This window comes from Acinetobacter sp. AG1 (genome assembly GCF_001005525.1).
Classification (GTDB): Bacteria; Pseudomonadota; Gammaproteobacteria; order Pseudomonadales; family Moraxellaceae; genus Acinetobacter; species Acinetobacter modestus.
Genome location: NZ_LBMZ01000092.1, coordinates 1 through 21,160, shown reverse-complemented (window position 1 = coordinate 21,160; position 21,160 = coordinate 1). Strand labels below are relative to the sequence as shown.

21 protein-coding genes and 6 tRNA genes are annotated in these 21,160 nt (G+C 37.7%); 7 read left to right on the top strand and 20 right to left on the bottom strand.

Translation table 11 applies throughout. From position 1 onward, the window contains the following. Window positions 1-55: 55 nt before the first annotated feature. Window positions 56-841, top strand: coding sequence for a YdcF family protein (locus tag AAV96_RS03950; protein ID WP_046738388.1), 786 nt, complete (start codon window positions 56-58; stop codon window positions 839-841). 31 nt (window positions 842-872) lie between these two features. Here the strand turns inward: AAV96_RS03950 and AAV96_RS03945 are convergent, their stop codons facing one another. From AAV96_RS03945 to AAV96_RS03905, 9 genes are all read right to left on the bottom strand, one after another. Next, window positions 873-1,343: a DUF2750 domain-containing protein gene (locus tag AAV96_RS03945; RefSeq protein WP_005161994.1), complete on the bottom strand. Its 471-nt coding sequence runs from the start codon at window positions 1,341-1,343 to the stop codon at window positions 873-875. A gap of 88 nt (window positions 1,344-1,431) precedes the next feature. Beyond that, window positions 1,432-1,507: transfer RNA gene (locus AAV96_RS03940), tRNA-Val, on the bottom strand. 82 nt (window positions 1,508-1,589) lie between these two features. Further along, window positions 1,590-1,666: transfer RNA gene (locus AAV96_RS03935), tRNA-Asp, on the bottom strand. A 38-nt stretch (window positions 1,667-1,704) separates the two neighbouring features. Continuing rightward, a tRNA-Val gene (locus AAV96_RS03930) sits at window positions 1,705-1,780 on the bottom strand. Between the two features lie 103 nt (window positions 1,781-1,883). Next, window positions 1,884-1,960, bottom strand: a tRNA-Asp gene (locus AAV96_RS03925). 45 nt (window positions 1,961-2,005) lie between these two features. Next, window positions 2,006-2,082: transfer RNA gene (locus AAV96_RS03920), tRNA-Asp, on the bottom strand. A 23-nt stretch (window positions 2,083-2,105) separates the two neighbouring features. Next, window positions 2,106-2,181 (bottom strand) — tRNA-Val (locus tag AAV96_RS03915). A gap of 163 nt (window positions 2,182-2,344) precedes the next feature. Beyond that, the gene (elsL, locus tag AAV96_RS03910; protein WP_046738387.1) at window positions 2,345-2,854 is read right to left on the bottom strand and encodes a cell wall-recycling L,D-carboxypeptidase ElsL; all 510 of its coding nucleotides are present in this window, start codon (window positions 2,852-2,854) and stop codon (window positions 2,345-2,347) included. Window positions 2,855-3,152: 298 nt separating this feature from the next. Continuing rightward, the gene (locus AAV96_RS03905; RefSeq protein WP_005214282.1) at window positions 3,153-3,518 is read right to left on the bottom strand and encodes a YbaN family protein; all 366 of its coding nucleotides are present in this window, start codon (window positions 3,516-3,518) and stop codon (window positions 3,153-3,155) included. Between the two features lie 100 nt (window positions 3,519-3,618). On the opposite strand from AAV96_RS03905, the gene AAV96_RS03900 reads away from it, so the two are divergent. From AAV96_RS03900 to dapE, 3 genes are all read left to right on the top strand, one after another. Continuing rightward, window positions 3,619-4,500, top strand: coding sequence for a DUF1853 family protein (locus tag AAV96_RS03900; RefSeq protein WP_046738386.1), 882 nt, complete (start codon window positions 3,619-3,621; stop codon window positions 4,498-4,500). Window positions 4,501-4,600: 100 nt separating this feature from the next. After that, complete coding sequence (locus AAV96_RS03895) at window positions 4,601-4,744, top strand: entericidin A/B family lipoprotein (RefSeq protein ID WP_017196706.1); 144 nt, start codon at window positions 4,601-4,603, stop codon at window positions 4,742-4,744. 124 nt (window positions 4,745-4,868) lie between these two features. Further along, window positions 4,869-6,002 (top strand): succinyl-diaminopimelate desuccinylase, encoded by a 1,134-nt coding sequence (dapE, locus tag AAV96_RS03890; RefSeq protein WP_046738385.1) that lies wholly within the window; start codon window positions 4,869-4,871, stop codon window positions 6,000-6,002. 50 nt (window positions 6,003-6,052) lie between these two features. Here dapE and AAV96_RS03885 read toward each other — a convergent pair whose 3' ends face one another. From AAV96_RS03885 to pilG, 6 genes are all read right to left on the bottom strand, one after another. After that, the gene (locus AAV96_RS03885) at window positions 6,053-6,508 is read right to left on the bottom strand and encodes a hypothetical protein (RefSeq protein ID WP_046738384.1); all 456 of its coding nucleotides are present in this window, start codon (window positions 6,506-6,508) and stop codon (window positions 6,053-6,055) included. Window positions 6,509-6,519: 11 nt separating this feature from the next. After that, window positions 6,520-11,547 (bottom strand): Hpt domain-containing protein, encoded by a 5,028-nt coding sequence (locus tag AAV96_RS03880; protein WP_046738383.1) that lies wholly within the window; start codon window positions 11,545-11,547, stop codon window positions 6,520-6,522. A 156-nt stretch (window positions 11,548-11,703) separates the two neighbouring features. After that, window positions 11,704-13,791, bottom strand: a complete 2,088-nt coding sequence (locus tag AAV96_RS03875) for a methyl-accepting chemotaxis protein (protein ID WP_046738382.1) — start codon at window positions 13,789-13,791, stop codon at window positions 11,704-11,706. Between the two features lie 47 nt (window positions 13,792-13,838). After that, entirely contained in the window at window positions 13,839-14,375 is a 537-nt protein-coding gene (locus AAV96_RS03870; protein ID WP_004664657.1) for a chemotaxis protein CheW, read from the bottom strand. A 39-nt stretch (window positions 14,376-14,414) separates the two neighbouring features. Continuing rightward, window positions 14,415-14,777 (bottom strand): response regulator, encoded by a 363-nt coding sequence (locus AAV96_RS03865; protein WP_004664659.1) that lies wholly within the window; start codon window positions 14,775-14,777, stop codon window positions 14,415-14,417. Window positions 14,778-14,796: 19 nt separating this feature from the next. Continuing rightward, entirely contained in the window at window positions 14,797-15,180 is a 384-nt protein-coding gene (gene pilG, locus AAV96_RS03860) for a twitching motility response regulator PilG (RefSeq protein ID WP_004652356.1), read from the bottom strand. Between the two features lie 280 nt (window positions 15,181-15,460). Between pilG and AAV96_RS03855 the strand changes: the two genes are divergently transcribed. Further along, window positions 15,461-16,117 (top strand): hypothetical protein, encoded by a 657-nt coding sequence (locus AAV96_RS03855; RefSeq protein ID WP_046738381.1) that lies wholly within the window; start codon window positions 15,461-15,463, stop codon window positions 16,115-16,117. Between the two features lie 190 nt (window positions 16,118-16,307). Next, complete coding sequence (locus AAV96_RS03850; RefSeq protein ID WP_046738380.1) at window positions 16,308-18,023, top strand: proline--tRNA ligase; 1,716 nt, start codon at window positions 16,308-16,310, stop codon at window positions 18,021-18,023. 57 nt (window positions 18,024-18,080) lie between these two features. On the opposite strand, the gene AAV96_RS03845 is transcribed toward AAV96_RS03850, so the two are convergent. The 5 genes from AAV96_RS03845 to AAV96_RS03825 all read right to left on the bottom strand — a co-directional run bounded on the left by AAV96_RS03845 (window position 18,081) and on the right by AAV96_RS03825 (window position 20,196). After that, window positions 18,081-18,416: a YegP family protein gene (locus AAV96_RS03845; RefSeq protein WP_046738379.1), complete on the bottom strand. Its 336-nt coding sequence runs from the start codon at window positions 18,414-18,416 to the stop codon at window positions 18,081-18,083. Window positions 18,417-18,563: 147 nt separating this feature from the next. Then, a complete protein-coding gene (locus AAV96_RS03840) occupies window positions 18,564-18,908 on the bottom strand; it encodes a zinc ribbon domain-containing protein YjdM (RefSeq protein ID WP_046738378.1) in 345 nt (114 codons plus the stop codon). 51 nt (window positions 18,909-18,959) lie between these two features. Beyond that, a complete protein-coding gene (locus AAV96_RS03835) occupies window positions 18,960-19,316 on the bottom strand; it encodes a DUF488 domain-containing protein (RefSeq protein ID WP_004664668.1) in 357 nt (118 codons plus the stop codon). 29 nt (window positions 19,317-19,345) lie between these two features. Then, window positions 19,346-19,681: a DUF2004 domain-containing protein gene (locus AAV96_RS03830; protein WP_046738377.1), complete on the bottom strand. Its 336-nt coding sequence runs from the start codon at window positions 19,679-19,681 to the stop codon at window positions 19,346-19,348. Window positions 19,682-19,743: 62 nt separating this feature from the next. Continuing rightward, window positions 19,744-20,196 carry an SRPBCC family protein gene (locus AAV96_RS03825; protein WP_413772440.1) on the bottom strand — a complete coding sequence of 151 codons (453 nt, stop codon included), beginning with the start codon at window positions 20,194-20,196 and terminating at the stop codon, window positions 19,744-19,746. Window positions 20,197-20,375: 179 nt separating this feature from the next. Here AAV96_RS03825 and AAV96_RS03820 point away from each other — a divergent pair, with 179 nt between their 5' ends. Continuing rightward, window positions 20,376-21,098 carry a YgfZ/GcvT domain-containing protein gene (locus AAV96_RS03820; protein WP_046738376.1) on the top strand — a complete coding sequence of 241 codons (723 nt, stop codon included), beginning with the start codon at window positions 20,376-20,378 and terminating at the stop codon, window positions 21,096-21,098. The last annotated feature ends 62 nt before the right edge of the window (window positions 21,099-21,160 follow it).

Here is a 21,160-nt window from a genome sequence, read left to right as displayed (position 1 = left end):
TTTCTTAGAATTTTGCATACACTGAGCACGATTCAAATTGACTACAATTAAGATTATGCAAATAAGTTCATGGGTTCGTCTTGTTTTAGCCCTTATCGGTTCAGTTCTGTTCTTAGATGGTGCTATTCTGATCGCCTTTAAAAAGATTCATATTGGAACAGTACTACCGCTACTACTCGGGCTTTTTTTTTGCCTCTATGCTTATTTCTATTATCATATCGAGCGTTTCTTCTTCTATCATTTCCGTCTGCATTCAATTTGGCGCTTCGGCTGGTTGTGCTTCTGGATTTGGGTGGTTAGCTTAGGCTATTTCTTTAATTACATTTCAGACAATAATGCCAAAACTCAAAATATCCCTGCAGTTAAAGCGATTATTGTATTAGGCAGTGGTGTTAAAAATGGACAACCTTCCGCCACATTGGCTAAACGTTTAGACCGTGCTGCACCTATAGCTTTAGCACAACCTCATGCCAAATTAGTCATGACAGGTGGTATTGATTTTGGTGAAACAGACAGTGAAGCGATTGTCATGTCACGTTACGTACAACAACACTATCACGTTCCTGCATCACAGATCATCTTGGAAGATAAAAGCACGAGTACTGAGCTGAATCTTAGAAATAGCCAACACTTATTACAGGCACAACAGATTAACATCCATCAACCGATCGCAATTGTGACCAGCGATTTCCACACATTACGCGCTGCCGCGATCGCAAAGAAACAAGGTTATCGTAATATCATTATGCTTGGCGCAACGACACCAGTGACGACACGCTATAATGCATGGTTGAGAGAATACTTTGCTTACGCCAGCGGTTGGCTTCTGAATGAATATTGATTGGGATTGTTCCCCAATCAATTTATCTCATTTAATTGTGTAGACGAATATCTCTAGGCAAGGGTAACTTTAACTCAGCAAATACATCTGGTCGTTGCAAATAAATTTGGTAAAGGAAATTTTTTACATCCAATAAAAAAGTATCAGGTGAAACTAATAGATTGTTACCCTCTGGGGTAAGGTCTAAAGATAGAATGGTATTATTTTCTTTTAAAAAAGGAATCATCTTTTCAATGAAAACCCACAGTGACACTTCCTGAATCTCGTATTTAGCCCAATTATCTTTAATCAATAATTTTGCCAAACCTTTATTTTGCCAAATTGATAATGCATGTTGACCAGATGGTGTTGAACATAAGGCCCACCCATCATGATAAAGCGCAATAACTTGGCGTTGTATAATAATATTTTGAATAAATTGACGATAAATATCTTTTGGTGAGGAACTAGAATTTGTTGTTTGTGATTTCGACGCAGCCTTGCGTTGATATGGATTTTTCATAAAATAGTTCAATATTAGAATCATTATTGACGCTAATAATAAAATAATTCTATATAAATTACAAGGATTTGAACTAGAAGAGAAATTATGGTGGGCGCTGACGGGATCGAACCGCCGACATTCTGCTTGTAAGGCAGACGCTCTACCAACTGAGCTAAGCGCCCTGAGCGAGAGTAAACTCGTATCAGAGATCAAGTATAAGTATACTTGTTAAAACAAAAATTCTCAAAAGAGGTATTAAGAGAATGGCGCAGCGGACGGGGCTCGAACCCGCGACCCTCGGCGTGACAGGCCGATATTCTAACCAACTGAACTACCGCTGCACTGCTTACTTCTATTAAGAAGTATATGTCACTAATTATGGTGGGCGCTGACGGGATCGAACCGCCGACATTCTGCTTGTAAGGCAGACGCTCTACCAACTGAGCTAAGCGCCCTGAGCGAGGTAACAAATTTAAAGCAATGCTTTAAATATTGTTTAAGTATCAAAGAATTTATATTCTAATTTACTTAACTCTATCTATTCTTGCAATCTTAAAGTGGCGCAGCGGACGGGGCTCGAACCCGCGACCCTCGGCGTGACAGGCCGATATTCTAACCAACTGAACTACCGCTGCACAATAATTTTGCAATTATAGGGTAAAACGATATTAAAACTTAAGTGGCGCAGCGGACGGGGCTCGAACCCGCGACCCTCGGCGTGACAGGCCGATATTCTAACCAACTGAACTACCGCTGCACTTGAGTTTTAACGTAAAGGCTTGGTGGGCGCTGACGGGATCGAACCGCCGACATTCTGCTTGTAAGGCAGACGCTCTACCAACTGAGCTAAGCGCCCTTAACGTCTTCATCGTTTGTGAGGTGCATTATAGAGAATCTTTACAGCCTGTCAAACGCTTTTGCCATTCTTTTCTGAAAAAAGCGTACGAATGATTAAAAAATAAGTAATTCATTGAAAAAATCAAGATTTCCGTATTTTATTTAAGCACTTATTCATATTTTCATCCTTCATTTTCTAAAGTATGTTCTGAAATATAAACCAGCGCCTGCTCAGAAATCAGCTCAAATAACTCAATAATCTCATCATTCTTCATCCGAATACAGCCATGTGACATTGGAATACCCATTGGTTCTGTATCAGGCGTGCCATGAATATAGATATATCGTTTAAATGTATCGCAACCATTTCCATGATTGAATCCATCTTCTAAACCATCCAACCATAAAATTCGTGACAAGATCCAATCACGTTGTGGAAATTGCTGTGCAAGTTGTTGGTTATACACTTCCCCTGTCGGCTGACGTGCAATAAAGACCGTATTTTTCTTTAGATCTGCACCAATCTTTTGTGCGACTTGATGCCAACCTCTTGGCGTCTTACCACTATTCTCTTGCTCACCAATACCATTCTTGCCAGAAGAGATCACATAAAATTTATTGTGCTTTGGCAAACGTAGAATTTGTTGTACTAAATCTATGACGATGTCTGCCTGATCAAGGGTATAAGTCATTTTTATCTCAACAGATGATAGGACATAGTTATTTCAACATAGACCAAAAGCTTTTTCTTGTATTTTTCGGTAGTTTTGATTGTTGATTGATTTTAAATATAAAAAAAACAAAATAGCATAATAAGATCAAACATGCTGTTTTAGATCAGCAAAAGTAGTGTTTTAATCAAGGATTGCTTTTCTTAAGCTTATCGTCTTGCGTATCAGGAATATATTCCGCAAGAGTGTTGCTTTTCTTAATGCATTCATTTACTCGAACATAGTTCTCGTCTTGCGCTCGGACAAAGCGTTGCTTTGCTTATCCTCGCTCAGGCTCGGGTCTTAACCACAACCACACAGCAACAATAAACATAGTGAGATCTGTAAAAATTTTGACAAGGAATGGTGCGTTGGTAAACAGCATTAAAATACCACTGATTAGCATCATGATACTGGCAATCCATTTTGCTTTACGCGGTACTGTTCCATTTTCACGCCAATTGCGTAAGGTCGGTCCGTATTTAGGATGATTCAAGAGCCAAGCATCCATTTCAGGCCATCCTTTCGATGCAGCCCATGCCGCAAGGATTAAAAACACAGTGGTTGGCATGCCTGGTAAAATTGCTCCAATGATTCCTAAAATAATAAAAATCACAACTAAACTACGCCAGAACAATGTTTTCATTGAGTAATTAACCAACACATGTTTACAACCATGCTAGTATAAATTGTTTTTATTGCTCTTTCTTAAACTTAACTTATTATTTCCATGATTGAATAACAGCATGTCTAGCCTAATGAGTACGACCCTTTTTTTTGAACCTTGGTTGCAGTTTAAGAATCCTATAGTACGTCACTTGGCTTTTTGCATCGCGAGTCCGAATATTTTAGCTCGAATCCCGCCAGATTTAGAGATAAAGCATACTTTTGAGCTCCATTCTGATCAAATCTGGCAAACTCATTATGAACGCTATGAAAAACGCTTAAAACAACTTGATCAACACCCGCAAACCCTCATTGATTTTCTTGTTCAACTCAAAAGTACTCGCCTTGGGCTACGATTCGAGAACTTACTTTGGTTTTGGTTATTAGATGATGAGTATCATCCCTATCAACTTTTAGGTCATAGCATTCAAAAAATTGCAGGAGCGATTACGCTAGGTGAACTAGATTTCGTCATTTTAAATCAAGACACGCAAGAAATTGAACATTGGGAAGTTGCACTAAAGTATTATCTAGGCGAAAGTAACTTAGACTTAGCGCAATGGTATGGGCTAAATCGAGAAGACACATTACAAAGAAAATTGAAGCATTTCACTCAACGTCAATTTCAGTTTACGGATGCAAATCATCATCAGATTCAACGTAGATTTGCGGTTATGAAAGGGCAATTATATTTACCAACTGATTTGAATCAGTCAGCACTCCCTAATTGGGTCAACTCGTCCCGACGTTTGGGATTATGGGGAACTAATATTCCCACAACAGATTATTATCGATTACAACGTCATGAATGGTTATGTCCTAATCAGAAAGTATCCTCAAAAAATGCAACGTGGTGGACAAATGGTCTTTATTATCATGACATACCTAGCCCCTCTTTTTATATGTTTCGCCAACCCTCTTTATTATTCATTAGATCTTCTTCATCAGATTATTTTTTATAAAGTAACATTTTATAACACTTCTACTATCAAACCATTATGTTTATTTTCTGCATTTTTTCTTAGCCTCTAAGAACATCATAATTACATTTAAACGGAGAAGATGATGAAAAAAATCTTAGTTGCTTCAATCATGACTGCTTTTGTTTTAACTGGTTGTAATACATTTAAGGGTTTTGGGCAGGATGTATCTAAAGCAGGTGACAAAGTTACTCAAACTGCTGAAAAAACTCAGGATAAAATGTAATTTTAGTGAACACCCTTCGCAAAACCTTATCTAAACATAGATAAGGTTTATTTTTGCATACCTTTCTCTATCATATTCCCCTATTATATCGGTTCAGATTTCACCAGATTTAACCACATCTCGCATGAACCATTCCGATACTCTTGAACTTAGTTTACAGCTCCTACGCCAACCTTCTGTCACCCCTGTTGACCATGATTGTCAAAATATTATGGCCGATCGTTTAGCAAAAATTGGCTTTAATATCGAAAACATGCGTTTTGAAGATGTTGATAACTTATGGGCACGCAGAGGCACTACAGCACCCGTTTTTTGTTTTGCAGGTCATACCGACGTAGTTCCTACAGGCCATTTAGATGCTTGGAATTCAGATCCATTTTTACCAAGTATCCGTGACGGTAAATTATATGGTCGTGGTTCAGCAGATATGAAAACAGCGCTGGCTGCAATGGTGGTTGCATCTGAACGTTTTGTGGCGAAGCATCCGAACCATAAAGGTTCTATTGCATTCTTGATTACATCTGATGAAGAAGGTCCTTCAATCAACGGGACAGTGAAGGTCATTGAAACTTTAGAAGCACGTAACGAAAAAATGAACTGGTGCTTGGTAGGAGAACCATCGAGCACACATCAATTAGGCGATATAGTCAAAAATGGTCGTCGTGGCTCTTTGAATGCTGTTTTGACTGTCCATGGCAAACAAGGACATGTGGCCTATCCTCATTTAGCGGAAAATCCTATTCATTCAGCATCAAAGGCTTTAACAGAACTGTGCGATACTGTTTGGGATAATGGTAATGAATATTTCCCTGCGACCTCTTTCCAAATTTCAAATATACAAGCTGGAACAGGTGCAACCAACGTAATCCCAGGCACACTAAAAGTTACTTTTAACTTTCGCTACTCAACTGAAGTGACAGCTGAAATTCTCAAACAACGCGTACTTGAGACTTTAGATAAATATAATTTAACTTATGATATTCAGTGGACACTATCAGGTTTACCATTCCTCACTCCTGTTGGTGAATTAGTGAATGCTGCAAAAACAGCGATCAAAAATGTGACTGGTGTTGAAACGGTTCTATCAACAAGTGGAGGAACTTCAGATGGTCGCTTTATTGCACCTACGGGCGCTCAAGTTCTAGAATTAGGTGTATTAAATGCAACAATTCATCAAATCAATGAACATGTAAATGTAGATGATTTAGAGCCACTTGCTGAGATTTATGAGCAAATTTTAGTTGAATTACTTGCTTAACATACAAGTCGAGGCAATAAAAAAGGAACTCTTTTGAGTTCCTTTTTTATTTATAATCCTAGTTGGGTTTGAATATTTTGTAGGTGAGGGACATAAAATTGTTTTTCCCCAATCTTGACATATTTAAATACGTTATTGTCATCAATGTCTTTTTCTTCATCTACAATTTCAGAAATACGTAAACGAATGGATTCAGGCATTTCATTACAAACCAAAGCAAATCGTTCTGAAACGTCATCACCTTCAACCACCAACGCTACCCCATTTTTATTCGCTGGATCATTTACAGCATAAATAGGAAGCTTGAGATCATGCCATTCAACATAATCAATATTGGTTTGTGTATCCATTGCTGATAACACGATATTCTGTGGTAGCAGCATTGGAACTTTTTCATGACATTTAATAATATAAGCGTCAATAAACCCTGTTGATACCGTAATTAAATGTTGTAACTCTTGTTGGTCAATTTGCCCCAAACCTGAGTTTGCGCTTTTTTTTACCATTAATTTTTACCTCATGAGCGCACTGTTAGTAAACTTTCAATATTTTCCAAGAGTGTTTCTTCTTGGAATGGTTTACCCATATATTGACTTACACCAAGTGATAAAGCACGTTCACGATGCTTTTCACCCGTACGTGATGTAATCATGATAATTGGTAAGTCGCGATGTAATTCATGATGTCGAACAAGGTTTGTTACTTCGAAACCATCCATACGCGGCATTTCAATATCAAGTAACATCAAGTCTGGCTTAATGGTTTCAAGCTGCTCAATCGCATCCACACCATCTTTCGCAGTCACAACATCATAACCTTGACGCTCTAATAGACGCGAAGTTACCTTACGTACAGTTACCGAGTCATCGACGATCATAATCAAGCGACGTTCATCATAACGCTGTTTGGTATAAGTTTCATCAGCCTGTTTACTACGTGCTGTAGACTGTGCTTGTCGAGCAATATTTTGACCATCTAAGATCAAACATACCTGACCATCACCCATAATCGTCGCACCAGCAATCACCCCGATGCTTGAGAACTGTTGTCCAATAGGTTTTACTACAATTTGTCCACGAGAACCAATTAACTGATCAACAAGTAATGCTGTTGTTTGTCCCTGTGCACCTTTAACCAACAATACAGGCAATGAATGAACAACGCCATGCAAACGAGGAATCGGCTGCCCAGCAACAAACTCAGATAAATAACGTAAACGATAACTTTCTTGATCGATCTTGAAATAATCGTCTTTACTTTCAAAGTATTGTTCTAATGCTGCAGGTGAAATACGAACAATACGGTCAATTTGTGCAAGTGGGAAGGCAAACTGTTGATCGCCCGCTTTTACCATCAAGGCATCACTTACAGCTACTGTAGTCGGTACTCGAATGGTAAATGTAGTTCCTTTACCTAAAACAGAGTTCACACTCACATGTCCGCCAAGCGCTTTAATATCGCTCTGAACAACATCTAGACCAACACCACGCCCAGAAATTTGTGTAACTTGTGCAGCCGTACTAAAACCTGGATGGAAGATAAATTGCAGAATTTCTTCATGTTCAAGTTTCTGCTCTTTAGTCATTAAACCTGTTTGAATCGCTTTATCTTTAATGCGATTCACATCAATACCTTTACCATCGTCACTAAATGTCACAACAATATCAGTACCCTGACGACCAATATCTAAAGCGATATGTCCAGTTTCTGGTTTCTTCGCTTGTAAACGTTGCTCTCTGTCTTCAATACCGTGGTCAATCGCGTTACGCAACATATGTTCAAATGGTGCAACCAATTTTTCCAAAATACTACGGTCTAATTCACCCTCAGTATTGTTAACAATTAATTCTGTTGGTCGGTTTAAAGTCGATGCTGTTTGACGAACAATACGTTGTAAACGTGGCAATAATCGAGAGAATGGTACCAATCGGGTACGCATCAAACTTTCTTGAATTTCTGCTTGAATACGAGATTGTTGTAATAACAAGCCTTCCGTATCACGGATCTTCTCAGAAAGTGTAGTCTTAAAGTCAACCAAGTCCGAAGCGGATTCCGCAAGAGATTTTGACAACTGATTTAAAGATGAATATTGGTCCATCTCTAATGGGTCAAAATCTGCGTAGCGAGAGTTCTCACCACCATGACGTGCAATAATTTGACTTTCTAACTCACCTTCCATTCGGCGTAACTGATCTGCCAAACGTTTGATCGCAAGCTCCATCTCCGTTAACGTACCACCTAATTGACCAAGGTCCATTTCGATACGCGAACGGTTAATAGCATTCTCACCTGACAAGTCAATCATTTTCTCAATGACGTCAGCAGAGACACGAATCATCTCATTATTTTGTTCAATACGCTCGGTCGTTTCCCATTCACCTAACATTGATGGAGGTTCAGTACCATCACCTTGAACAAACTCCATTGTATATTCTGGAGTGAAAATATCTTTAGCTGAGAGCTTTTGTGGAAGTTGTGCTGAAACATCCACAAACTCCATATTCTCTAAACTTTGTTTTAAGCCATCAAAGTTCGCATACTGACGTTTGAAAATCGCATCACTCAACCAAGCCAGTGCTGTATTGAGAAGATTATCGTAAACATTTGAATTGAAATGATGTACACCAAACTGTTCAAATGCATTCTCGAGATGATAAGCAACAATCGCAATTGCATCTAACTCAGCCATACGTGCACCACCTTTTAAACTGTGGGCATTACGTTGTAACTGTAAGAGCAAACTACGATTACCACGTTGATCAAACCATTGTCTTAATAGACCTTTGGCTTGTTCAAGTAGTTCTTCTGCTTCTTCTAAGAATGTTTGCTCAACAAGAGAACGAACATCATCATCTAGCGCAACGTCACGAACAATCTCAGTATTTGAAGTATCTTCTAGAACTTCTTGAGCTTCGTCCAATAAGAATTCATCAATTGATAAGTCCGTGAGATCATCCATTTCGACCACAGCGGCAACATGATTTTCGGCTACAGGCTCAAAAGTAACAGGTGATGACGGAGTAAAATCAATAGATTGATCTGCTTGCTGAAGCAACTGAAGTACGTGTGTAGCAGGATAATCGACTTGTTTATCACGAATGGTTTGAATTCGATCTGCAATATCATCTTGTACTGCACGAATGACTGCGATTAATTGTGGGTTCGGTTGTAACTGCTGATTAATTAATTTCTCATAAATTGTTTCCAATTCATGTGCAATTAAACCAATATGACGTGCTTGAATCATATTTGAACCACCTTTTAAGGTGTGCAAATATCGCATCAAGTTTTTCAATGCACCTACATTTTGTTGATCAGCTGTCCATGTATTTAGATCAGCATCAATACCAACCAATAACTCATCAGCTTCTTCAAGGAAGATATCTAACAAGTCTGGATCAAAGTCACGATTTGAATCACTCGATTGTAAGCTTTGTTTATCTAAAGCAAATTGTGCAGCTAAATCACTCACATCAACAGCATGATGTGTTTCAGTTCTTAACGTATTTACTGAAACAGTCGAATCAACCGTGGTTTCCACTGTGGCTGTATGCAAACTATCCAATTCTTCAACGTCGTCAACAGGAATAACCGCTGATGCAATACTTACTGAATCTTGGTTTGCTAATACATTCAACGCATGTGTAGCAGGATAATCGACTTGTTTATCACGAATGGTTTGAATTCGATCTGCAATATCATCTTGTACTGCACGAATGACTGCGATTAATTGTGGGTTCGGTTGTAACTGCTGATTAATTAATTTCTCATAAATTGTTTCCAATTCATGTGCAATTAAACCAATATGACGTGCTTGAATCATATTTGAACCACCTTTTAAGGTGTGCAAATATCGCATCAAGTTTTTCAATGCACCTACATTTTGTTGATCAGCTGTCCATGTATTTAAATCAGCATCAATACCAACCAATAACTCATCAGCTTCTTCAAGGAAGATATCTAACAAGTCTGGATCAAAGTCACGATTTGAATCACTCGATTGTAAGCTTTGTTTATCTAAAGCAAATTGTGCAGCTAAATCACTCACATCAACTTTATTATTAGAGGACTCAAATTCAGCAATCGGAGCTTCAACTAAACCTGCTTGTTGCTCAGTTACAGGCGCTTCCAAGAACTCAATATTTTGCTGTGTAAATGAACTCAATTCATTTAATACAAGTTCATGCGCCTTTGTCAAAGTCACACGCTGCCCTGCAGCCAAGGTATCAAACAATTGAATGAACTGTTGATGTACTTGATAATACAGTTCAAAAGCATAATCAAGATTCAGTAAATTTGGCTTAAATAACAGATCTTGATAACTAGAACGTAACAAACTTGTATATTGATACATACCAATCGTCGCATGATGATGGGTATGTTCTAATAAGGTTTCAGTTTGCTGACTTAACAATTGGATATATTGAGGAAATTCAGTACGCGCACGTTTCTCAAAATCAAACTCAACGTCAAGAAGATCATTGATATTCAATTCTAGTAATTGTGAAACTAAACCCTGTGGACGTAAAGATTCGCCTTGTTTTTCTTCTAATTGGAAATCGTAGCTATCCCATGCAACATTGAAAGTATTATAAATTTCTTCAAATTTCTGTTGCGAACCTTGGTGTTTCAACGTGTGCAAATAGTCACGAACAAACTGTGCATAGTGTGTCAAAAGTGCCGTTTCATCAGAACTTGAATCAAGCTCTTCTTGCAATAATGTTTTGAATAAATTCTCAACTTTCGAACTTGCTTCAAACACATGCTCAACATGCGCCATAGCAGAACTACCACGTAAAGTATGAAGCGCTCGAATTAGCGTATTATAATTATCATTTGTCGGACGATCATTTAGTAAAAATTGATCAATAGTAGTCAAATGATCTTCTGCTTCTTCCAAGAAAATCGATAATGTTTCTTTTATTAACGCTTCATCATCTAGCGGATGACCTATAAATACAGATTCTGAATATGCGACATCAACAGTATTCTCTTCTACGACAGTATCCACATTTACGGATATCAATTCGAGACCTGTTGCAGCGTTATCATTCAGCATATTCGACAATTGTAATAACTCAGCTAGCGCTGGTTCTATACTAAGTTGCTGCTGTAGTTGCTGACCTAATAAAACCAAAGGTTTTAAATCTATCTGATGTTTTTGAACCAATTTAAAATCATGTACAAGTTTAAAGCGGTAGATATTAAAAATCGCTTTTACATAATGTTGAATATCTGAATTCAACAACACTGTCCCTGCAAGTACTCGATTTAAAGTATCTTCAACCGTCCACGCCAATTCACCTGAAGATTTGGCACCGACCATCCTTCCAGAACCTTTTAAGGTATGGAAATGTCGGCGAATATCTGTGAGCACATCTTGTTGATTTGGCTGTTCAATCCATTGAACGATTAATGGCTCTAACTCAACAAAGATTTCATCTAATTCTTCAATAAAAATTTCAAGAATTTCTGCATCTTGCTCAAGATAACTATCTTCAGGAAGCGTCATCGTTTCAACTAACGTTTTTAATATTTCTTTCATAGCGGCTTCTTTCGTTTTTATCCACTAATTGTGGCTAAAAATTACGTGTATCTATCACACAAGATGTAGCTCCATGTTAGTCATCATCTTGTAGAGATATTCTACATCTCTTCAAAAAAGGGAAAGGACAGATATACTCTGCCTCCCCTTTGCTGCTTATTCAGGTAGCTTAAAGTCAGTTACAGATTCACGTAATGATTCAGCCATATTTGCCAATTCAGAAACCGAACGAGCTGTATCAAATGTTGCTGTCGTCGTTTGTGACGTAATTTCTTGTACAACATTCATCGTCGTTGCAATGTGACTTGCTGATGCAGACTGAAGTTTTGCTGCATCAGAAATGCTCGCAATTAATTTAGCCAAGTCACCAGATACGGTTTGAATTTCATCAAGCGCAATACCCGCATCTTTTGCTAAGTTTGCACCACGAACAACTTCTGACGTCGTTTGTTCCATTGAAATAACGGCTTCGTTCGTATCTGTTTGAATGGTTTTTACTAAGCTTTCAATCTGTTTAGTTGCGGATGCAGAACGTTCTGCAAGACGTTGTACTTCGTCGGCTACGACTGCGAAACCACGACCTGCTTCACCAGCCATAGATGCTTGAATCGCTGCGTTTAATGCCAAGATGTTGGTTTGGTCGGCAATATCGTTAATTAAGGATACGATGTTACCAATCTCTTGAGATGATTCACCCAAACGCTTAATTCGCTTTGAAGTTTCTTGAATTTGTTCACGAATGTGATCCATACCTTCGATAGAGCGGTTTACAACTTCTGCTCCATTCGATGCAATTTGTACAGATCGTTGTGCTACTTCAGCAGACTCAGATGCATTCGAAGATACTTGGTCAATCGACAATGCCATTTCGTTCATCGCTGCTGATGCACCCGCAATTTCTTGCGCCTGATGTTCAGAAGCTTCTGCTAACTGGTTGGTAATATCTTGAGTATCTTGAGTATAACGAGCAACTTCTTGAGATGTTTCAGTGATTCGAGATACAAGGTCACGTAATTGATCGATTGCGAAGTTAATCGAGTCGGCAATCGCACCAGTAAAATCTTCTGATACTGTTGCATATGAACGTAAATCACCATCTGCTAAGTCAGCAATTTCATCTAGTAAACGTAAAATTGCATTTTGGTTACGGTCATATTCATCTTGTAGACGAGTTACACGCTCTTTATCTGTATTACTACGTAAAGCAAGTAATTGTAGTGCAGAGAAAATTAATAGACCTAACGCACCAATTAATACAACACCCGCAATAACGTTACCCCAGCCACCCTCTGCTTTGTTAGATAAATCGTTTAATGACGTTAATAAGGCATCAGATTGAGAAAAGATTTGCGAAGATGCTTGGCGTACACGAACAATTTGGTTTGCGTTTTGTAATACTGTTGCTGCCGCTGATTTCAATACTGCATCATAATCAGATTTAATACTATCTACAGACTCACGTAAATCAGGAGACGCAATACGATCTACACCAAGTTCTGTACTACCATTTAATTGTGCATTTAAATAAACACCAAAGGTATCAATATCCGCTCCAAAGTCGTTTGCCGAAACGTTTGAGTTATCTGTACCAACTAAAACAGAGTTAATCGAACGTAAAATACGTTCAGCAATAAACACCTGGTTTTTCGTGATAATTACCTGACTACTTGGCATGTTCTCACGAACCATCTGATCAACCATCAAGTTATATTCAGCCTGAATTTCAGGAATCGTTTCACTGATCGAGATGTTCGTATCGTATAATTGATTAATGACTTTTTGTTGCGAAGCAATTAACTCAATGTTCTTAGAAACACTCGTCCAAAGTTCATTAGCTTTTTTATATTCTTTCGAGCCTGTACCATAAACACTTTCAACAGTTTCTAAGTTTTCAGCGAAACGCTTCTCTGATTCTACTAAACTTTTCATTGCTTCAGGTGTACCAGATGCTGTTGCCTCGGTTGCCTGACGAGAAATCATCTGAGATAACAAGCGTAACTCACCTAAACTACGAGTTAACTGGTTATAACGAGGTACACTCACGAATAAATAAATTAAGAGGATAACTGCAAGAGCTAAAGCACCAATCGCACGGTATAGAATAGGTTTCGACTTTTCAGTTTCACCGAACAAACGAGAAAACTGATCAATTTGCGTACGAGCATTTTCTAAAAATGCGCCGCCTTTCTTAAGACCAGCACTATCAGTACTACTACCATTTTTCTTTTTAAGTTTAAAGCCCATGTCAGCTTCTCCCCTGAATACGCGTTTATTTTCCGTAGCGTATCAAATTAGTTTATAAATTTTATTGATGCATTCATATATTGAGGATTTTGCAACAACCGACTCAGTAAAAACACATGCCATTGCTGATTATGTTGATGGAAGTATCCCTGACAATAATCTTTTAATTTATTATCTAGATCAGCACTTTGTGAAAAAAAACTCTTTTTATTAAAGTGCTGAATTCCAAGAACTTGGTCGACAACCAAGCCCACATAATGGTCCTGATGGCTAATGCATATTACTTTTTGTGTTGGTGAAAACTGACTCCGTTGTCCTGAAATAAAATGTGTTAAATCAGAAACTGAAAGCAATCGACCACGAATATTTGCCAAACCACGTACCCATGCCTGAGTATTAGGAACAGGGGTATATTTTGGAGGATAAATCACCTCCGAAATCTCCCCTAATGGTGCAACGAAATATTGCCCTAACATCTCAAATGCGATACCAGACCAACGGCTGACTTCATTTTGAGTTGAAGCATATTGTTTGTTGCCTCGCTTGGATAAGCGAAGCAATTCGATAAATCCATTTGCTGCCATACCCTATCCCGTATTGAGTAATGAAAAGGCTCGTACGAATTAACTTAATAATTGTTTAATCACATCAATTAGCTGTTGCTCATCAATCGGCTTGGTCAAATAATCACAAGCACCTTGACGCTTACCCCAAACACGATCTGTTGCCTGATCTTTGGTACTTACGATCACAACAGGAATATGCTGCGTGTCTTTACCTTTGCTAATTTGGCGTGTCGCTTGGAAACCATTCATTCCTGGCATTACCACATCCATTAATACGAGATCTGGTAGTTCTGCTTGCGCCATCGTGACACCATCAGCGCCATTCGTTGCTTCTAAAACTTCATAACCGTGCTTAGTCAAAATTTCTCTAAAGCGAAATGTTTCAGTAGGTGAATCATCTACAATAAGTATACGAGCCATTTTTTCCTCAATTTAAATTTTATGCGCTAACGTGATTACGAATCGCATTTAACAGCTCATCTTTACTAAATGGCTTAGTTAAATATTCATCCGAACCCACAACGCGCCCTTTAGCCTGATCAAACAAACCGTCTTTGCTTGACAACATAATCACTGGGATATTTTGATAATTTAAAGAATTTTTAATCAGTGCACAGGTTTGATAACCATCTAAACGAGGCATCATGATATCGACGAACACGATATCAGGATTTGCTTCTGCAATTTTTGATAATGCTTCAAAACCATCAACAGCGGTGATCACCTCACAACCTTCTCGTTGTAAAAGCGTTTCAGCTGTACGACGAATCGTTTTTGAATCGTCAATCACCATTACCTTCAAATTTTGAAATTTATCTTCCATTTAATTGTCCTGCCCCATTCACTCAATACAAATTATGGTTGGTTTAATTTGTTTTATACAGATCAGTTGATATTTTTAACATATCTTTACTTGCATTATCAATGAAGTTTTTTGAACCAACCTATCAGTTTTCAATAACAATAACAAATTGCTCACACTTTTCGTCAAATTCCTAAATTTTTTGTATACTAACTATTTTTAATTATCTAAATAGCTACTAATATACAACTGATTATTATTTAAAAATAAGTGATTTAGTTAACTTTTTCCGGGGAATGTAATGACTGGTTCGTTAAAGTGCGGTTTCGGCATTAGCCACTTTACAACGATTGCTCGTAATTACATTTGCGCGTTTTTTTTATTGATTTTTTGCAGTTCATGTTTTGCAGCTACAGAACAGCCCAGAGCTGTATGGTATCGTTATTATGATAAAAATGGTGTAGCCAATGTGAGTACATCAGTTACACCCGAACATATTCGTTATGGTTATGAGGCACTTGATCGTAATATGCAAGTGATCAAACGCAACCGTGCTTATAACGCAACAGTAGATGTACAACAATCTTCTCGTCGCGAATCTATGGCACGTCAGCGCGAACAAGATATGAAATTAAAACGTGCTTATGGAAATACAAAAATAGCGGCAACCAAAAGAGATCAAATTTTGGCTAATTTGAAAAAGCAACTTAATTATCAACAAGAACAATTACAACAGCTACAACAAGACAAAATTGGATTTAAGCGACAAGAGATGGAATATCATCGTAAGGGAGAAACGCTCCCCGCTCAACTCAAAAACAATTTAGACAATAATGCCAAGAATATTGAAAATGTAAAAAGAACAGTGGAAAGTTTACGCAATGCATATCATAAAACTGAAACAGATTATGCTGATATTATTAACCGTTTAAAAAATCTTGAACAAGAAGCACAATAGACTTAAAATTTTTCTTGCATGATCTCTCAAAAATATTAAATCTAACTTTTCATAGTTTTAATTCATTCAGCTTGCTTTAGATTACACGAAATTCAATGATTCATGTCATAATGCCGATTGCTTAAAACTGAGTATATGATTTTGCTCGTTTGAGTATTTCTAAATAACACTTAACTTTAGGATAGTTTCCATGCGCGCAAGCCGCTTTTTATTTGCAACGTTAAGAGAAACCCCAAATGATGCTGAAGTCATTTCGCACCAGCTCATGTTACGTGCGGGGATGATTCGTAAATTAGCTTCTGGTTTATACTCTTGGTTGCCCATGGGAACACGTGTTTTAAAGAAAGTAGATGCGATTGTTCGCGAAGAAATGAACCGTTCAGGCGCATTAGAAGTATTTATGCCTGTCACTCAACCTGCTGCGCTTTGGGAAGAATCTGGTCGTTTTGAACAGTACGGTCCAGAATTACTTCGTTTCAAAGATCGTCATGATAATCCATTCGTGCTTGGTCCTACTCATGAAGAAGTCATTACAGATTTGGCACGTAATGAGCTGAAAAGTTATAAGCAATTACCGGTAAATTTCTATCAAATCCAGACTAAATTCCGTGATGAAATTCGTCCACGTTTCGGTGTGATGCGATCTCGTGAATTTATTATGAAAGATGCTTATTCTTTCCATGCAACTCAAGCATCGCTACAAGAAACCTATGATGTCATGTATGACACCTATAGCCGTATTTTTACACGCCTTGGGCTAGATTTTCGTCCAGTACAGGCAGACACAGGTTCTATTGGTGGTTCTGCTTCACACGAGTTTCATGTACTTGCTGCAAGTGGCGAAGATGATATCGCATTTTCAACTGAATCTGATTATGCCGCTAACGTTGAAATGGCAGAAGCATTGTTAGTCGGTGAGCGTGCTGCGCCAGCTCAAACAATGACCTTAGTCGATACACCAAATCAGAAAACAATTGCCGATGTTTGCCAATTTTTAAACAGTGATGCAAAACAATCTGTAAAAGCTTTACTTGTACAAGGTCAAACAGATGAAAATAGCAATACACCAGTTGTTGCTCTATTCTTACGTGGCGATCACGAATTAAATGATATTAAAGCTGAAAAGCATCCTTTAATTGCTGCACCTTTGGCATTTGCAACTGAAGCACAATTAGAACAACATGGTTTAACAGCAGGTTTCTGCGGTCCACAAGGTTTAGTTGAAAAAGGCTTAACCGTGATTGTGGATCGTGCTGCATCCGTATTATCTGACTTTGTTGCGGGTGCAAATGAAGTCGATAAACATGCGACAGGTGTGAACTGGGAGCGTGATGCAAAATTCACCGAAGTTTATGATTTACGTAATGTTGTTGAAGGCGACCCTTCTCCAGACGGTAAAGGTACACTTCAAATCAAACGTGGTATTGAAGTCGGTCATATCTTCCAACTCGGTACAAAATACTCAGAAGCTTTAGGGTGTAAAGTACTCGGTGAAGATGGCAAACCATTCACTGTTACAATGGGATGTTATGGAATTGGTGTAACACGTGTAGTTGCAGCGGCAATTGAACAAAATTTTGATGACAAAGGAATTATTTGGCCTCAAGCTATTGCTCCATTCGACATTGCGATTGTGCCAATGAATGCACATAAATCACCTCGCACCCTTGAAGCAGCTGAAGCGCTTTATGCTGAATTACAGGCTCAAGGCTATGATGTATTGCTTGATGATCGTAATGAACGCCCGGGAGTAAAATTCTCTGATCTTGAATTAATGGGTATTCCTCATCGTATTGTCATCGGTGAAAAAGGTCTTGATGCAGGCACTTTTGAGTACAAAGGTCGTCGCGATCTTGAAGCAAGCAATTTAGGTAAAGATGAACTCTTAGCTAAACTTGTAGGCTAATCTTTATCCTAGTAATAAAAAAGCCGTTTAATAATGAACGGCTTTTTTATTGAAAACTTAAACTGTCAGATCTTTGATTGTTTCTGAAGAGCCGTTATTTTTAACAGATTCTATCCCTTTATCACGAGATTGCTCAGTTGCATAAAGCTGACTTGTACCAATCACCTGATGATTTGCAGCCTTTAAATTAAAATAAGCTTTATCATTTTTTGAAGTTAGTCTTTCATAGCGTGCTTCATCTGAACTATTTTTTTGAACGGATGCAATCCCATTTAAAGCAGATGCTTTAGTTTTGTAAAGTTCACTATTCAAAATAGCTTCACCATTCCCAGCCTTAAGTATGAAACGATATTGACCATCACTTGCTTGATTCACTTCAAACCATCCTGCCATAAATACCTCTTTTATTTGAGTTGTTTTGATTGTTATAGCTTTATTTATAGATTATTTTTCATACTAATAGAAAATGATTTATTGTTCACTTTTGGTAAGTTTTTTAGTAGCAAAGGGGCACTGACATACCCCCTTAAATTAGTTGAATTAAATCTTTTTCACAAATTCAGATTTCAATTTCATTGCACCGATCCCATCGATTTTACAATCAATATTATGTCCATCATTCGCATCGAGTAATAAACGAATACTTTTCACTTTCGTCCCGACTTTAACTACAGATGATGAACCTTTGATTTTTAAATCCTTTATGACAGTGACGCTATCACCATCAACTAAAATATTACCGTTGGCATCTTTAATAATCTCTTGTTGTTCTGAAGCAGATGCCTCCCCTTCTTTCCATTCATGTGAACATTCAGGGCAGATCAATAAGTCGCCATCTTGGTAAGTATATTCTGATTGGCATTTTGGGCAGTGTGGAAAAGACATAAAAATATCTCAAAACCACTATTATGATCGATAGACGCATTTTTTCAAAATTTAAGCTTGAATCGCTTGTCCAATTAAATAATTTTTAAGTACTAGGGCATGATTAAGCTTAGGATCTTTAGCTGCGTAAATGAGCGTTACTTGCTGTTGCTGTGCCATGTCTCTAAGCTGATTTACATAAGGGTTTTCTTTAAGCTCTTTATAATACCCTTCCTGAAAACTCAGCCAATGTTCAACCTTATGACAAAATGCTTTTCTCAATTCAGCTGAGGGGGCAATATCTTTAAGCCATAAATCTAAATGTGCTTGCTGTTTCGATATTCCCCTTGGCCATAACCGATCTACTAATATACGCTGTCCATCAGTCGCTTCTACAGGATCATAAATACGTTTAATCTCAATTTTCACATCAGCCTACCCCACATCTCACAAATTTTTCAGCTTTCCATTGAAATATTAACAACCTGCCCTTTTGAATCAAAACTAACGCAGATAACGTAATTTGTGATCTCATCTGGTAAGGTGAAATCTAAAATTTCATAACTTTCCAGATCACCCTCATCCCAACGTGAATCTAATACTAGCAACTCTAAAATTTGTAATAAATTAGGTTTTGATGTGTCAAAATATTTTTCCCAATATTCAGGTTCAACTTCTTCAAGATGATGTTGAATAAATAATTCAACACTATCTTCTGCTTGTTGATTTTCTAAAGCTTCATGCATGGCAACACGAGCTAATTTTTCTCTATGTTCAAGAATTTCTTCAGACATAATATTCCCCAATATGATTAAATATTAAAAATTTAGCTAGTTTGAATTAATCTAAAAAGTTGTTATTCATTTGGAATTTCAGCTTGAATCAGCAATCCCAATAAATACAGAGATTCCTGCCAACCTAAATAACACGCTTCAACAGGAATAACATCAGGTATTCCCTCTTGAGTAATATGCACTTCGGTTCCTACTGAAACCGATTTTAATTTTATTGTGACCTGAATTTCACCTAGTAAATTAGGATCATCGAACTTATCGGTATAGCGTAATAATTCATTCGGGATAAGCTCAATGTACGTCCCTCCAAATGAATGAATTTGTCCAGTTGAAAAGTTAGTAAATGACATTTTGTATGTTCCACCCTCTTGCGGGTCTAAGTGATGAATTTTGGCGGTAAATCCATGAGGTGGCATCCACTTTACTAAGGCATCTGGATCGAGAAAGGCTTTAAAAACACGAGCTGACGGTGCATTAAACACACGATGTAGTTGTACTGTTCCACTCATTATTATTCTCCGACTAAGTTATTTTTAATTCGTGCCTCTATCATAGCGATTTAGTCATGAAATACTATTCCTTCAATCGCTCAATTGAACCCGAATATCTAGAATCTAAAGCTGCTTTTTTGTAAAAAATGGCGCAAAATAGCACTCCATATTTAGTGATAAGAACGCAGCTTTAGGATTAATCTATGAGTCAGCTTGCTTTTACTGCTTTTAGCTTAAATGGTGTAGATGCGCAAAAATTTCTACAGGGTCAAGTGACTGTTCATGTAGAACGTCTGCCTGAAAATGAAAATCGCTATACCGCTATTTGTGACTTAAAAGGACGTATTCATTTTGGGCTATGGATTAAAAGGTTAAATCCAGAAAGTTTTGAACTTGTAACCACCCAAGATCAAGCCGAAGAATTTTCCAAACACATTAAAAAGTTTGGTGCTTTTTCAAAAATGAAATTAGAAGAAATAGGATCTGTTTTTCCTTCATTAAATGGCATTCAAACTGAATTTTCTTCTGTAGAGACAGACATCGATGCTTGGCAAATTCAAGCGATTCAGTCAGGTCAAGCATGGATTAGTCAAAGTACAGAACACCTGTTTCAACCACAAGAACTACGTTTACATCAACGTGATGGTGTACATTTTGATAAAGGTTGTTATCTAGGTCAGGAAATTGTGGCACGTCTATGGTTTAAAGCAAAACCAAAACATTGGTTACATTTAATCCAAGCCAAAGATACTGTTCCTTCTCCTGCTAGCCAGCTAAGTAAAGATGTTGAGGTTGTGAATAGTGCTGCATTTGAAGATGGCTATATCGCACTTGTAATTGCAAAACCAGTTGCTTTAGAAGAACTTGATGTAAAGGTTTTGGATTTACCAGAAGTATTAAATGGTGATGTAGCACGACCACAATAATCATTTTAAACAAAAGCCCTTTTACTAGGGCTTTTTAATTATAAATAACCCGAATCCTGTTT

Bases quoted from the DNA above. Each gene is read 5' to 3' on its own strand.
- AAV96_RS03950 (WP_046738388.1), top strand. From the start codon at position 56: ATGCAAATAAGTTCATGGGTTCGTCTTGTTTTAGCCCTTATCGGTTCA.
- AAV96_RS03945 (WP_005161994.1), bottom strand. From the start codon at position 1,343: ATGAAAAATCCATATCAACGCAAGGCTGCGTCGAAATCACAAACAACA.
- elsL (WP_046738387.1), bottom strand. From the start codon at position 2,854: ATGACTTATACCCTTGATCAGGCAGACATCGTCATAGATTTAGTACAA.
- AAV96_RS03905 (WP_005214282.1), bottom strand. From the start codon at position 3,518: ATGAAAACATTGTTCTGGCGTAGTTTAGTTGTGATTTTTATTATTTTA.
- AAV96_RS03900 (WP_046738386.1), top strand. From the start codon at position 3,619: ATGTCTAGCCTAATGAGTACGACCCTTTTTTTTGAACCTTGGTTGCAG.
- AAV96_RS03895 (WP_017196706.1), top strand. From the start codon at position 4,601: ATGATGAAAAAAATCTTAGTTGCTTCAATCATGACTGCTTTTGTTTTA.
- dapE (WP_046738385.1), top strand. From the start codon at position 4,869: ATGAACCATTCCGATACTCTTGAACTTAGTTTACAGCTCCTACGCCAA.
- AAV96_RS03885 (WP_046738384.1), bottom strand. From the start codon at position 6,508: ATGGTAAAAAAAAGCGCAAACTCAGGTTTGGGGCAAATTGACCAACAA.
- AAV96_RS03880 (WP_046738383.1), bottom strand. From the start codon at position 11,547: ATGAAAGAAATATTAAAAACGTTAGTTGAAACGATGACGCTTCCTGAA.
- AAV96_RS03875 (WP_046738382.1), bottom strand. From the start codon at position 13,791: ATGGGCTTTAAACTTAAAAAGAAAAATGGTAGTAGTACTGATAGTGCT.
- AAV96_RS03870 (WP_004664657.1), bottom strand. From the start codon at position 14,375: ATGGCAGCAAATGGATTTATCGAATTGCTTCGCTTATCCAAGCGAGGC.
- AAV96_RS03865 (WP_004664659.1), bottom strand. From the start codon at position 14,777: ATGGCTCGTATACTTATTGTAGATGATTCACCTACTGAAACATTTCGC.
- pilG (WP_004652356.1), bottom strand. From the start codon at position 15,180: ATGGAAGATAAATTTCAAAATTTGAAGGTAATGGTGATTGACGATTCA.
- AAV96_RS03855 (WP_046738381.1), top strand. From the start codon at position 15,461: ATGACTGGTTCGTTAAAGTGCGGTTTCGGCATTAGCCACTTTACAACG.
- AAV96_RS03850 (WP_046738380.1), top strand. From the start codon at position 16,308: ATGCGCGCAAGCCGCTTTTTATTTGCAACGTTAAGAGAAACCCCAAAT.
- AAV96_RS03845 (WP_046738379.1), bottom strand. From the start codon at position 18,416: ATGGCAGGATGGTTTGAAGTGAATCAAGCAAGTGATGGTCAATATCGT.
- AAV96_RS03840 (WP_046738378.1), bottom strand. From the start codon at position 18,908: ATGTCTTTTCCACACTGCCCAAAATGCCAATCAGAATATACTTACCAA.
- AAV96_RS03830 (WP_046738377.1), bottom strand. From the start codon at position 19,681: ATGTCTGAAGAAATTCTTGAACATAGAGAAAAATTAGCTCGTGTTGCC.
- AAV96_RS03820 (WP_046738376.1), top strand. From the start codon at position 20,376: ATGAGTCAGCTTGCTTTTACTGCTTTTAGCTTAAATGGTGTAGATGCG.